General features: G+C 38.1%; 11 protein-coding genes. 4 read left to right on the top strand and 7 right to left on the bottom strand.

What is annotated here, in order from left to right; translation table 11 throughout:
• Positions 1 to 44: 44 nt before the first annotated feature.
• The 6 genes from R2Q84_RS23070 to R2Q84_RS23045 form a co-directional block, all read right to left on the bottom strand.
• Positions 45 to 1,829, bottom strand: coding sequence for a chloride channel protein (locus R2Q84_RS23070; protein WP_316818967.1), 1,785 nt, complete (start codon positions 1,827 to 1,829; stop codon positions 45 to 47).
• Positions 1,830 to 1,841: 12 nt separating this feature from the next.
• A complete protein-coding gene (locus tag R2Q84_RS23065) occupies positions 1,842 to 2,564 on the bottom strand; it encodes an RluA family pseudouridine synthase (protein ID WP_316818966.1) in 723 nt (240 codons plus the stop codon).
• 30 nt (positions 2,565 to 2,594) lie between these two features.
• Entirely contained in the window at positions 2,595 to 3,284 is a 690-nt protein-coding gene (locus R2Q84_RS23060; protein WP_316818965.1) for a response regulator transcription factor, read from the bottom strand.
• 105 nt (positions 3,285 to 3,389) lie between these two features.
• Complete coding sequence (locus tag R2Q84_RS23055; protein WP_316818964.1) at positions 3,390 to 4,478, bottom strand: TlpA disulfide reductase family protein; 1,089 nt, start codon at positions 4,476 to 4,478, stop codon at positions 3,390 to 3,392.
• A 29-nt stretch (positions 4,479 to 4,507) separates the two neighbouring features.
• Positions 4,508 to 5,971 (bottom strand): Asp-tRNA(Asn)/Glu-tRNA(Gln) amidotransferase subunit GatB, encoded by a 1,464-nt coding sequence (gatB, locus tag R2Q84_RS23050; protein ID WP_316818963.1) that lies wholly within the window; start codon positions 5,969 to 5,971, stop codon positions 4,508 to 4,510.
• A gap of 274 nt (positions 5,972 to 6,245) precedes the next feature.
• Positions 6,246 to 7,328, bottom strand: a complete 1,083-nt coding sequence (locus tag R2Q84_RS23045) for a Gfo/Idh/MocA family oxidoreductase (RefSeq protein WP_316818962.1) — start codon at positions 7,326 to 7,328, stop codon at positions 6,246 to 6,248.
• Between the two features lie 577 nt (positions 7,329 to 7,905).
• Here R2Q84_RS23045 and R2Q84_RS23040 point away from each other — a divergent pair.
• From R2Q84_RS23040 to R2Q84_RS23025, 4 genes are all read left to right on the top strand, one after another.
• On the top strand, positions 7,906 to 8,556 hold the full coding sequence (locus tag R2Q84_RS23040) for an oxidoreductase (RefSeq protein ID WP_316818961.1): 651 nt from the start codon (positions 7,906 to 7,908) through the stop codon (positions 8,554 to 8,556).
• 106 nt (positions 8,557 to 8,662) lie between these two features.
• A complete protein-coding gene (locus tag R2Q84_RS23035) occupies positions 8,663 to 9,061 on the top strand; it encodes an HYC_CC_PP family protein (RefSeq protein WP_316818960.1) in 399 nt (132 codons plus the stop codon).
• A gap of 152 nt (positions 9,062 to 9,213) precedes the next feature.
• On the top strand, positions 9,214 to 9,750 hold the full coding sequence (locus tag R2Q84_RS23030; RefSeq protein WP_316818959.1) for a heavy-metal-associated domain-containing protein: 537 nt from the start codon (positions 9,214 to 9,216) through the stop codon (positions 9,748 to 9,750).
• A gap of 7 nt (positions 9,751 to 9,757) precedes the next feature.
• Complete coding sequence (locus tag R2Q84_RS23025) at positions 9,758 to 10,582, top strand: hypothetical protein (protein ID WP_316818958.1); 825 nt, start codon at positions 9,758 to 9,760, stop codon at positions 10,580 to 10,582.
• A 71-nt stretch (positions 10,583 to 10,653) separates the two neighbouring features.
• Here R2Q84_RS23025 and R2Q84_RS23020 read toward each other — a convergent pair whose 3' ends face one another.
• Positions 10,654 to 12,576: a TonB-dependent receptor plug domain-containing protein gene (locus R2Q84_RS23020; RefSeq protein ID WP_316818957.1), complete on the bottom strand. Its 1,923-nt coding sequence runs from the start codon at positions 12,574 to 12,576 to the stop codon at positions 10,654 to 10,656.
• Positions 12,577 to 12,823 lie beyond the last annotated feature (247 nt).

Raw genomic sequence — 12,823 nt, 5'->3', positions numbered from 1 at the left:
TCCTTCAGCGAAGTAATGCAGCTCTTGAGGAGAACGGTTATTTTTTATTCCATGTAATCCGCCTGCCTACTCAACAAAGCCCGGTACTTATTAAAGATGGCAGTTTTAGAAACGAAACCTATATAACTACCATATTCGTTTAATACAGGTAACAACCACACATTTTCTTTTTCCATCTTCTCTAGCACTGTTTTTAACGGATCAGATATAGTTACCGTTCCCGGTGCCGCCTGCATTAAGTCATTAACAGAAAGTCCTTCTGTATGTCCAACCCCTTTTTTAAGGATATCCTCAACATATACAAGACCTTTAAATACCTGTTCATCTCCAATAACAGGAAAAATATTCCGCTTAGACTGCAGAATCTCGCTTAATCTTTCAGCAATCAAATCATCGTCTTGCAGCACCAGATAATCCTTTTCAACCAAATGTCTCAATTTCATCATGTTTAACACGGTGGTATCTTTATCTTCCAATGAAGACAACTCGCCTCTTTCGGCTAATGGTTTCGTATAAATGGAATATTTGTTTTTACCGCGATTAATCAGATAAGAGATCGCCGAAACAATCATCAAAGGAACCATGAGTACATAGCCCCCGGTAATTTCGGCAATTAAAAAAATTCCGGTAAGAGGGGCATGCATCACAGCGCTTAACGAACCAGCCATTCCGGCAACAATAAAGTTTGCGACGTTTAAATGTGCTATGCCTAAAGTATTGATGGTAAAAGCAAGGGAAAAGCCCATCAGGCCTCCCATAATTAAACTAGGTGCGAAAATGCCTCCATTGCCACCTGCGCTCAAAGTAATTAGCGTAGCAGCTGATTTTGCAAAAACTGTAACTACTGTAAAGAGTATAATGACCCAGGGTAAATTACTATAGTCTGAAAAGATACTGTTGGTAAGCAAAGAAGCATAATTTCCTCCCAGAAGGTTCTTAATCGTGATATATCCCTCACCATATAAAGTTGGAAATAAAAATACCAAAACACCCAGCATTAAACCACCAATCACGACCTTTTTGTAAGGATTTTTGATTTTATAAAATGATGATTTAATAAAAGCACTAACCTTGGTAAAATAGAGCGAGAAAAAGCCAATGATCAGCGCCAGTAATACATAATAAATCAACGCATCTATTTTCCAGCCTTCAGTTACCAGAAAAAAGAGTTGTTCATTATAAAATAACCGGGCAACTACAGCTGCAGTCGCCGACGCAAGCAGCAAAGGGATAAAAGCCGGAATAGTAAACTCCGGAAGCAGAATTTCAATGGCGAATACAATACCAGCGATTGGACTATAAAAGGCCCCCGCAATACCAGCTGCTGCACCACAGGCCAGCAACATCGTTGTTTCCCGGTAAGATAAGCCCAAAAAACGTCCTACCACCGACCCTATACCACCACCACTGGTTACAATTGGTGCTTCCAAACCAGTGGAACCACCAAAACCGACAGTTAAAGCCGCCGTAATAATTTGCGAATAAATATTGTGTGGCTCAACTTTACTCGACTTCCTGGAAATAGTATATATCAAAGGTGTTAAACCCGTTTCAAATTTCCCTTTCCTGATAAATCTGCGTACATACATCACCGACAACAATATCCCGATAAAAGGGAAAAAGAAGTATAAATAATACTTGTACTGCCAGTGAAAGCCACTTTGCAAAAAGTCTTCAATATGATGTGTTATGGCTTTAAGTAAAGATGCGGCAAGGCCTGCAAGAATACCTACAATCAATGCTGCAATTACCAGGAAGTTTCTATTCGATATTTTTGTTTTCCTGTACTGATTAATTGCGTCTACATAATTTACTAATCTAACGTACATTTTAACTAATTTTTAAGCGTCGAACTTATCCAGTAATTTAATGAGCGTAGCAAAATCTTTAGGGTATGGAGCCTCAATCACAATTTCCTGTCCGTCTACACCTTTAAAAACGACATGTCTTGCATGCAGTGCAAAACGTTTCATAATAGGTTGTTCTTCTTCATTCTTCGCTAAACGATAGCCTTTTTTTAAACTGGAAAGGAATACTGGTTTACCTCTGTACATATCATCTCCTGCAATCGCAGCACGTTGGGTAGCCAGGTGAATACGGATCTGGTGCATGCGTCCGGTGATCGGCTTACACTCTACCAATGTATAATGTCTGTAGTGTTTTAAGGTATTGAATATGGTTTCGGCGCGTTTACCTTCTTTCCTGTCAATGGTTACGCTTTTGTTTCCATCATTTAAAATTGGAAGGTCGATAAACAGTTCTTTAAATGTAAACTGTCCGTCTACCACTGCATGATAAGTCTTATTGACTTTTCGTTTCTCGAACTGAATAGATACAGAACGATAAGCCTCAGGTGTTTTTGCAATTATAATGGCACCTGAGGTCTCTTTATCCAGACGATGACACACTTGCGCATCAGGAGAATACTGTTTGGCCAGACGAAGAATATTTACTTCACCTGAACCGCCACGTTCGTCTAACGACGCTACAAAAGGCGGTTTATTAACTACGATATAATCATCGTTTTCGAATAGTATAAGATCTTTAAAAGAAGGATATTTCAATATGATAAGAATTTCTTAGTTGCAAAAGTACTAAGAAAGTTCGAATTTATACCCCACTCCTTTAACAGTTGCCACATAAGTTTCACCTAATTTCTCGCGCAGCTTACGAATATGCACATCAATTGTACGATTGGTTACCACTACAGAGTCTTCCCAGATGTTCTTTAATATTGATTCCCTGGTATATACTTTCCCTGGTTTAGACGCCAGTAAGTAAAGTAATTCAAACTCTTTTTTAGCCAAGACTACTTTCTGCCCATTCTGATAAACCAGGTATGCTTCTCTGTCAATAACTAAATCCCCAATCTCTACCTTATTATCTGACACTTCATCAGCACTTGAATTTCTCCGCAATATGGCATTAATGCGACTTACCAATGCACGTGGTTTGATTGGCTTCGCGATGTAGTCATCTGCGCCAACATTAAAACCAGCAATTTCAGAGTATTCTTCACTACGTGCAGTAAGAAACACCATGAAAGTATTTTTAAATTCGGGAATAGCACGCATTAGTCTGCATGCCTCAATACCATCCATCTTCGGCATCATGATATCCAGAATAATTAAATCCGGGTGTACCTTTTTTGCAATCGTAATTCCCTCCTGCCCATTTCCTGCCAGATAAACCTGATAACCTTCTTTTTTCAGGTTATATTCTATCAGCTCTAAAATATCTGGTTCATCATCAACAATTAGTATCTTCTGTTTTACGGTGCTCATAGCTTTAATTATTTGTTACGAAATTAGGTAATCAATTATAATATAGCATTAAACCCAAGTTAACAAATTGTTAAGTACCTCATGTATATTAACATGAATTTAGGGTTAGCGTAAAGTCTTACTCAAAAAAGCATCCAACTCCTCACCACGTAGGTTTTTAGCAATGATATTACCCGCAGGATCTATTATAAAGGAACTTGGAATCGATTCAATGCTATACAAGCTAGCTGCAGGACTTTCAAATCCCTTCAAATCACTCCCATGTGCCCATGTTAACTTATCCGCAGCAATCGCATTCTTCCACGCTACGGCGTCTTCATCAAGAGAAACACCTACAATAGTAAAATTCTTATCTTTATAAGTATTAAAAGCCTTAACTACATTAGGGTTCTCCTGTCTGCATGGCATACACCATGACGCCCAGAAATCCAGCATTACGTATTTCCCTTTAAAATCAGCTAATTTAAGTGGCTTACCGTCTACACCGTTAATCGTAAATTCAGGAGCTTTTTGTCCAACCTGTGCCGATTTCAACTTAGCCATTCTCACTAAAAACTCAGTTACAACCTTATTTTCGTTAAAACTACTTTTTATTTTATCTGAATACTCCACCAGTTCCTTCTCAAATTCTGCCGGATTTAAAAGGTTAACAGCATAAAAACCAGCTAATGAGGTGGTATTGTCTTGTGCAAATTTTAATACAGCTTGATTTAAAGCACCTATTTCCTGTGTATAAGCCGGTCTCATCTGCTCCATAATAGCTTCTCTTTTTTCTGGCTGTGCCGCCACGGCGTCATCAAACTGTTTTTGAATCTCCGAAATCTTAACCATATACTGGTGCTTAACTTTATTCAGTTCTTCTAATTTATCAGCCTCCATCGCGCCGGAAGTAGTATAAGCAAGTGTTTTATCGGTCATGTCTGCCGAAATCTTAATGTGATCACCATTCTTCGCAATGATCATGTATTCATTATTACCCGAAACAATCTTGAAAAAATCAACTGCAGGCGTACTGTGTGTAAACTTGAATTCACCCTTTTCAGAAAAGACTGTAGAATCCGTAGGCAATGCATTATCCTTTTGTAGACTAAAAAGATATACCTTACTACCAGCAGCAGCATTCTTAAACTGTCCTTCTATTACAAAATTACGTTCATCCTTACATGCCACAAATGCTACACATAATAGTAACATATAGCTTATTCTCTTTATTATTCTCATTATTATTTTAACTTATCTTGTAACAATTCATTTATTTTTTGAGGATCGGCTTTTCCTTTTGCCAGCTTCATCACTTCACCAACAAAAAGTCCCATTACCCCTTTTTTACCTTTTTTATAGGCTTCTACCTGCGGTTGATACTTCCCAAGCACATCATTAACAAACGCAGATAATTCATCGTTATTCTCTTCAATCAGCAGATTAAGCTGCAGAGCAAGCTCCATTACATTATCTGCAGGTGCTTTAAGCAGTTCAGGCAACAATTGCTGTAAGGCAACCTGCTGACCAATTTTCTTATCATCCACCATATTAATCACATCGGCAAGTTGTTCAGGAATTACTTTAAACTCTGCTATTCCTAATTCCTTCTCATTTAACAATGCCCTTATTGACCCTGTTAACCAGTTCACCAGGCTCTTTTTAGTATTTACAAACGGTAAAGCCTCGTTAAAGTACATCAGCAAATCATGATCTTCCGATAACATTGTTGCTTCAGAATCACTTACACCATAATCAGCGACAAGTTTTTTAGCAATTTCCTGCGGTAAAGACGGCATATCAAACTTCAACTGGGCAAGCCACTCATCAGAAATATGTACCGGTGCAAGATCGGGATCAGGAAAATAACGGTAATCATTTGCTTCTTCCTTACTTCGCATTGGCGATGTCGTACCTTGCTCGGCATCGAAATTTAGCGTACTCTGCACAATACTTCCACCGGCCAAAATCACTTCTTTCTGACGGACATACTCAAATTCAATCGCCCTGCGAACATTTCTGATGGAATTTAAATTCTTCACTTCACAACGTGTTCCGAACTTAATTTCTCCGAATTCACGGATAGAAATATTGGCATCACAACGTAAACTACCCTCTTCCATATTGCCATCGCTCACATCCAGATGACGTACCAGCTTCCGGATTTCTGTCAGTAATAACGAAGCTTCTTCTGCACTTCTGATATCAGGTTCCGTTACAATTTCAATTAATGGTACGCCAGCCCTGTTCAGATCAACATATGAATATCTATCATCCTGATCATGTAAACTTTTACCTGCGTCCTCTTCCAGGTGAATCCTGTTGATACCGATCCTTTTTTCTTCACCAGTACTTAAGGTTACATTGATAAAACCATTCTGACAGATGGGTTTATTATCTTGAGTGATCTGATATCCTTTAGGTAAATCTGCATAGAAATAATTCTTTCTGTCAAAATAATTAAGCTGATTGATGGTGCAGTTTAATGCCAGCCCCATCCTTACAGCTTTTGCTACCACTTCTTTATTCAGCTTGGGTAAAGCACCTGGTAAAGCCAGTGAAACGGCTGATATATGTTCATTTGGTTTAGCACCGAATGAAGCACTGTCGGATGAAAATATTTTTGACTGTGTATTTAGTTGTACGTGGATCTCTAAACCAGATACCAATTCGAATTCTGATGGAGAAACTGCAGTTTTCGTACTCATTTATAGGGAATAGTTTTCTTTAGTTATTGATGTATTTAATATACAAACATAACTATTTATACTTTATAAAGGAGGTTAAGTCGCTATAATTATACCTCAGTTTTACATTCAGAGAATAAAGCATATTGACTCAAGACTGCTCAAGCTTTGAATTAATTATCCTTAAAAAAGGATTTTTGCGATCAAACCTTGAATAGGTCGTTCCTCAACACACTTTATTTTCTTGAGATACTACAGAATTAATATCTGTTGTATTATTTCGTAAACAAAGCTTCTAAAGTTGTATGATCTGCCCTGTTTTAACAGATTCATCGCAGGCGAAAGCAATCTTCAAGCTGTTTACTGCATCAGCTGTAGGCGTTGTTAGATCAATATCTTCTAATATAGCTTTAAGGAAGTAACGTTGTTCTCTGTTACACAATTCCTGATGATCAGGCTCATCGGTTAAATCAACCCATTTATCTGCCCGGCTAAACTTATCTTCACTGTTCAGATCAGCATAATGAACTTTGATAGACTGAGTTTTCGTATGGGCATCAATGTTATCAGATTTACCCGCGGCTGCAGCTTCCTTTGCCACAATGGAGACAGATCCCTTTGGCCCGATTACATCTTTAACAAAAAAGGCTGTTTCACTCATCATCGGACCCCAACCCGCTTCATACCAGCCTACTGACCCATCTTCAAAACGAATTTGAAGCTGTCCATAGTTATAATTTCCTTCAGGAATATCATCCGTAAGTCTTGCTCCTATTGCACTTACCTGCAGAGGTTTAGACCTTGTCATCTGACACATTACATCAATATAGTGCACCCCACAATCTACAATAGGGCTCAGACTTTTCATTAAATTGCGATGGACTGTCCATTTAGCCCCCTGGCTTTGTTGGTTCAGATTCATACGCATCACCAGCGGCTTCCCCATTTCTGAAGAAAGCTCAATAAATTTCTCCCAGGATGGATGATAACGTAAAATATAACCTACCAGTAACTTTCTATTGTACTTCTTTGCAGCAGCAGCAACACGTTCAGAACCTTCAACGGAGTCGGCAAGCGGCTTTTCAATAAACACATGAGCACCATATTCCATGGCTTTAATGGCAAATGGTTCATGTGTATCAGGATAAGTAGAAATGCAAACAGCATCAGGTTTGGTTTCGGCAAGCGCCTCGTAGTAGTCGCCAAACAAAGGGTAGTTACCTCCTAGTTTTTCGTTCAATACAACCTTACTATTACCGGTTGACACAATACCGCAAATTTCAAATCCTTCGAGATTATGATAGGCTGTAGCATGAGACGCGCCCATATTTCCACATCCCACAACTAAAACACGTATTGTTTTATTCGTTTCAGACATTTAAGTTTATAATTTAATTTTTAAAATCAGTTTTGCTTAGATAATGATGTTATAATCATCCGTATTTCAGTCCTAAATAAAAGTTTTAAATTATTATTTAATTGGCATAAATTCTATTATTATTTTCCACTTCTTTTCTATGTGATTTATTTTTAACACATTACACAGCAAGCATACTTTTAGAACTCCATTTAAAACCATCTAAAAATGGACGTATTATCAGTATAAGACAAATCACGTTTTTTTTTCGTAAAAGTTAATACAGCTCAGCATCTGCCTTCGGAATTACCAGGGTGTTAGTAGGGCGTTACTAGGGCCTTAGTAGGGCCTTGCTTTACCCCCTAGCCCTACTAAGGCCCTAGTAACGCCGTATTAAGTATAAGTTAATACTTAAGTAAATATGAACTCAGATAAACCTGTTTTATACTGCAATAAGTTTACAACCGATTCATTGTGCCTGAAATTTAAACAAGACTGAAACAATACTGCTCTGAAGGCACACCAGAAACGAAGCAATATATTACTTTAAACAAAACATAAGCACAGTCGGATTGTTACTCCCTATATTTGGAAATATATGGAAGCAATAATTGCCGGGGCAACGGGTTTAATTGGGAGCAGTCTATTACATCAGCTACTTGATCATCCCCATTACACAAAAGTAACGGCTATCGTACGAAAAGAAATTCCCCTGCAACATTCAAAATTGCAACAGCTGGTTGTAGATTTTGATCGTTTGGAAAACCACCAGGAAAATATAAAAGGTGATGTTGTATTTTGTGCTTTGGGCACTACGAAAAGCAAGACACCGGATAAAGAACAATATCGTAAAATCGACTACCAATATCCCTTGGATATAGCATTTATGGCCCACCAAAATGGCGCATCACAATATCACCTGGTATCCTCATTAGGTGCGAACGAGCACTCCTCCATCTTTTATACAAAGCTTAAAGGTGAAGTAGAGCGTGACCTCAAAACCATTCCATTTAAAGCTGTACACATTTACAGACCATCACTCCTTGATGGGGACCGCAAAGAACAACGAAATGCCGAAGGCTTTATGATTGGCCTCATGCGGGTTTTAAATCCCTTACTTATTGGAGGATTAAAAAAATACCGCAGCATTAAAATAGAAAAAGTAGCTTCAGCGATGCTAAAACAATCATTAAAACCAGTGGAAGGTATTTTTACCTATGATTCAGATGAGATAAAACGTTTAACCTAGTTGTATATCGTGTAATCTCTTCCTTATGTAACAAAACTATTGGTTCAGCACAGTTGACGCCAATTCATTTTGCCATGTAAAAAAATATCTATACGTTTGAAAAAGTATGAAACTGCGGCAAAAACTTACAATTGGCTTATGTGCATTTTACCTGATGACCATCATCGGATTTGCATTGAATATGCACTTTTGTGGTGGACGACTTGCTGATGTCAGCTTTACCGAAACTGCTAAATGTGGTAAATGTAAAATGGCAGAAAAGAAAGGTAAAGATAGTGATTGTTGTAAAAACACTACTGTTGAAGCGAAAGTTAAAGACAGTCACAAAGCTGAATTAACTTTAAAGCTTACCCATGATTTTGGTATAGAATTATTTTTAGGGTCTTTAATTAAGGAGACCTATCATACACTATCATCAAATCTATCTAATCACGCCTTAAACAAGGCACCACCCCGCTCGGCGGTAATACCGCTCCATCTATTTAATTGCGTATTCAGAAATTAGACCAGGAATAATTTTATAATCGTTGCAGATCATTTCTGTAATGATTCAGACTGCAACCAATAATCTTATCGTTTATGTGCAGCCTGTTATTATTGTTGTTGATCGGTCAAAAAAGGCCGGCATTTATTAAATAATGAACTAAATTATATCTGATGAATACCATTAAAAATCTAATTATATTATCAATCTTTTTATTTGCAGGCAAAGCATCTGCACAACAAATTTCTTCTGTAGAACTACAAGTGACCGGACTTACCTGCTCTATGTGTTCTCAGGCTACTGACGAATCTTTAAGGACTTTAGATTTTATAGAGAACATAGAACCTGATTTGAATAAAAACATCTTTCTGTTAACCTTTAAAAAGGATAAAGTTGTAGATTTTGATCAGATTAAAGACAAGGTAGAAGATGCAGGTTTCTTTGTAGGGAACCTGGATGCAGTATTTAATTTCGAAAACACCAAAATTGACGACAAAGGCCTGGCTATGGCTGGAACAAACGTTTATCAGTTCCTGAACGCTAAGGATAAAACTTTGAATGGCCCTGTAAAAGCTACAGTGGTAGACAAAAAATTCATGTCGGGGTCAACGTTCAAGAAAAAGGCAGCTCAGATTAAGCTGGAATCTTTCGCAAGTGGCACTGGAATGGTAAATGGTAAAATGACACGTATCTACCATTTAAGTATTTAAGCCTTATATGAGATTTTTCAAATTACTTTTGGTACCTATAGCCATTGCTATGGGTACTATATCTGTGCAGGCACAGGAACTGTATGTATTTTCTGAACCTGCTAGTAATATGGCTGCCAAATCAATCGGGTTTAGACTAACCAACGAGGGTGTTTTTAGTCCGGATTTCAGGAATAGATTAATCCCTGAGTTAATGGTAGGCTTCAACAAGAACTTTATGGTGCATGGGCAAGGGTATTTCTCTGACATGGACGGGAAGTACAGAGCTGAAGGAGCGGGATTATACGCCAAATATAGATTCTTGTCTATCGATGAAGTAAAAAGCCATTTTAGAGCAGCCGCTTTTGCCAGGGTTGGAACCAGCAATAGGCCAACTTATAGCGAAGATATCAATCTTGAAGGTGACAATACGGGAGTTCAGGCAGGAGTCGTTTTTACACAGTTATTGCATAAACTCGCTTTATCAACTACTTTAAGTTACAGCAAAGCTTTTGACAATATGGGAACAGGCGATAAAGCAATCACAGGTATGCCCCAACCAGATCATATGCTGGGATATAGCCTCTCTTCTGGTTATTTGCTTTTGCCATTTGTCTACAAAAACTACAACCAGCCTAATCTTAACTTATATTTTGAGGTATTAGGTAAAACTAATCCTGAAAATGGTAAGTCATATGTCGACTTTGCACCAGCAGTTCAGGTCATTATCAATAGCCGTACACGCGTAGATTTAGGTTATCGTTTTGAGATCGCAGGAAACCTGGACAACAGATATAACAAAAATATGTATATGGCACGTGTAGAATTCAATTTCTTTAACATGCTTAAATAACCATGATTTATAACACAAAAAAGGAGGGCCGGAAAAATCCGGCCCTCCTTTTTTATAAAACAGCGATATGTTTAAAACGCCGTTTTTACACCTAACGTAAACCAGGAACCAGGCATAGGCACCGCCCCCGCTTCAATATAGGCCACATTAAACAAATTCGCACCATCAGCGTAAATACTATAATTCTTTTGTTTAAAGGCCAATCGCACGTCCATTAACATATAGTCTTTGTAGCTAATCCTTTCGCAATAACGAGCTGTCATCGTTAAAGACAATTGTTTATAAAAATCCGCACTCACCGTACTGCTCAATTGATTTCTTAAACTCTCCAATGCATAACGTGAAAATATAGCACTAGCCAAAGTCTTTTTAAAACTTGGGTCCAGATTGGTATAAGAAAGACCTAATCTCACATTACCCAATGCCTTATCAGCAACAGGAACCAAAGTATAATCAGCACTTAATGTAAAGCCTTTTGTGTTTACCTGACTAAAATTATGTGGTTGCCATGGATCAGTCTGCAATGTTTTTACCCAGTCTATAAAATGATCTATCCTGCGTACAAAGTAACTCGCATTTAAAGCAAGCTTATCATTGTTAAACTTAATTCCACCTTCCGCATATTTAGATTTCTCTGGCTTTAACTGATCGTTTCCAATATTCGTTGGCCCCTTATAATACAAATCTGTATAAGTAGGTAGTCGCTGTCCTGTACCGACATTAGCAAACACCCTCCAATCGCCATAAAAATTATATCCGGCATCCAATCCAGGAAAAGCCTGCCAGCCATAATCAGAATTGTAATTGGTATATACACCAGCATTAACTAACAACCGTTCCAGGGGTTCAAACTTGTACTCACCAAATATCCCCGCATTATTACGGTTCCGCTTGCCCAGATTTGTACTTTTAATACGTTCTGTTCTGGCTTCAAGCCCCAAACCAAAAGTACCAATACTGGTCTGAATGGTATTGTTCAACTCTGCATCAACTACATTTGTGGTGTGATGGTTATGAAATTTATCCGGTGTCTGCTTGATGTATAGATAGTCGTCTACATTATTTCTATAACTGATCCTTGGCACCATAACCCAGTTCTCCGCTATTTTAGTGGTGTAGGCAATGGAAGCAATAGCAGTTTTTACTGTTTCTTCTGATTCTTTATCACCCGGAGATGAATAAAAAGCATTGGCACCAAAATTACTATGAATATAACCCGCCATTACATCAATCACATCTGTTTTTCCAGTGGAATATTTCCCCTGGTAGTAAACCTTTTGATTGTTAAAAGCTGTGTTATACCGATATCCGTTACCTGCCTCCTGTCCGGCCGATAAAATATGACTTGAGCCATTCAGCACCAGGTTACCACTTGCTCTTATCCCGTAATTGTAGTATTTATTGCCAGACACATTATCTTTAAAGCTACTGCCCGCAAAAACATTTGCGGAGACACCTGTTTTTACCGGGGTACGTCTCACAATATTGATCGCACCGGTTAATGAGTTGATCCCGTATACCCTTGATGCAGAACCACGCAGTACCTCTATATGATCTATGTCATCCATATTGATAGGCAAATTCATCATATTATGGCCCGTCTGAGGATCGGAAACCTTAATTCCGTTGATCAATACCAGAGACTGATCAAAGGTACCGCCATCAATACTAATATCAGCCTGCAAGCCTCCTGGCCCACGTTGACGAACATCTACCCCGGAAACATAGCTTAACAATTCTCCAATGGACCTTGCTGGAAGGCTCTTTATTTTCTCCTTGTCAATGATCCAGATGTTTCTATTCTGTTTAGAAAAAGGTAACTGTAGCCTGTTTTCCTTTACAACAATTTCATTCAGCCTATTAATCGTATCTCCTTTTATTTTGAGATAGGGTTGCTGAGCATATAAAGAACTGATAGGCATCATAGCCAGCACTGAAAGTGCGAAGGCCGTTGAGCGTAGAGTTAACTGTATAGTTATACTTTTTGAATACATTCTGGTTTTTAATTTCGAGTGGCAAATATAATAGCACTGATCATAAGCATACACATTATTTGCTCATTTATTTCATCGAAAAAAAGATTTCCCTGGCGTTCTTCGTGAAATGATTGGGCTAATCGTAAATACATTTTTTATGTAGAAGACATACATAGGTGCTTAATATTACAAAAGAATTGCAATTTTACTAAACAGCAACCCTATCTTAGGCTGCGCAATTTATTTCTTCGATAGAATTGCTCTC

The organism is Pedobacter nyackensis (assembly GCF_032678475.1).
In the GTDB taxonomy this organism is placed as follows: domain Bacteria; phylum Bacteroidota; class Bacteroidia; order Sphingobacteriales; family Sphingobacteriaceae; genus Pedobacter; species Pedobacter nyackensis_A.
Note: the sequence above shows the minus strand (reverse complement) of the source record. Positions and strands in the feature narration are given on the sequence as shown.

What these genes read in the sequence shown, in the direction of transcription:
- R2Q84_RS23030 (WP_316818959.1), top strand. Translation starts at nt 9,214, where the DNA reads ATGAATACCATTAAAAATCTAATTATATTATCAATCTTTTTATTTGCA.
- R2Q84_RS23045 (WP_316818962.1), bottom strand. Translation starts at nt 7,328, where the DNA reads ATGTCTGAAACGAATAAAACAATACGTGTTTTAGTTGTGGGATGTGGA.
- R2Q84_RS23060 (WP_316818965.1), bottom strand. Translation starts at nt 3,284, where the DNA reads ATGAGCACCGTAAAACAGAAGATACTAATTGTTGATGATGAACCAGAT.
- R2Q84_RS23055 (WP_316818964.1), bottom strand. Translation starts at nt 4,478, where the DNA reads ATGTTACTATTATGTGTAGCATTTGTGGCATGTAAGGATGAACGTAAT.
- gatB (WP_316818963.1), bottom strand. Translation starts at nt 5,971, where the DNA reads ATGAGTACGAAAACTGCAGTTTCTCCATCAGAATTCGAATTGGTATCT.
- R2Q84_RS23025 (WP_316818958.1), top strand. Translation starts at nt 9,758, where the DNA reads ATGAGATTTTTCAAATTACTTTTGGTACCTATAGCCATTGCTATGGGT.
- R2Q84_RS23020 (WP_316818957.1), bottom strand. Translation starts at nt 12,576, where the DNA reads ATGTATTCAAAAAGTATAACTATACAGTTAACTCTACGCTCAACGGCC.
- R2Q84_RS23035 (WP_316818960.1), top strand. Translation starts at nt 8,663, where the DNA reads ATGAAACTGCGGCAAAAACTTACAATTGGCTTATGTGCATTTTACCTG.
- R2Q84_RS23040 (WP_316818961.1), top strand. Translation starts at nt 7,906, where the DNA reads ATGGAAGCAATAATTGCCGGGGCAACGGGTTTAATTGGGAGCAGTCTA.
- R2Q84_RS23070 (WP_316818967.1), bottom strand. Translation starts at nt 1,829, where the DNA reads ATGTACGTTAGATTAGTAAATTATGTAGACGCAATTAATCAGTACAGG.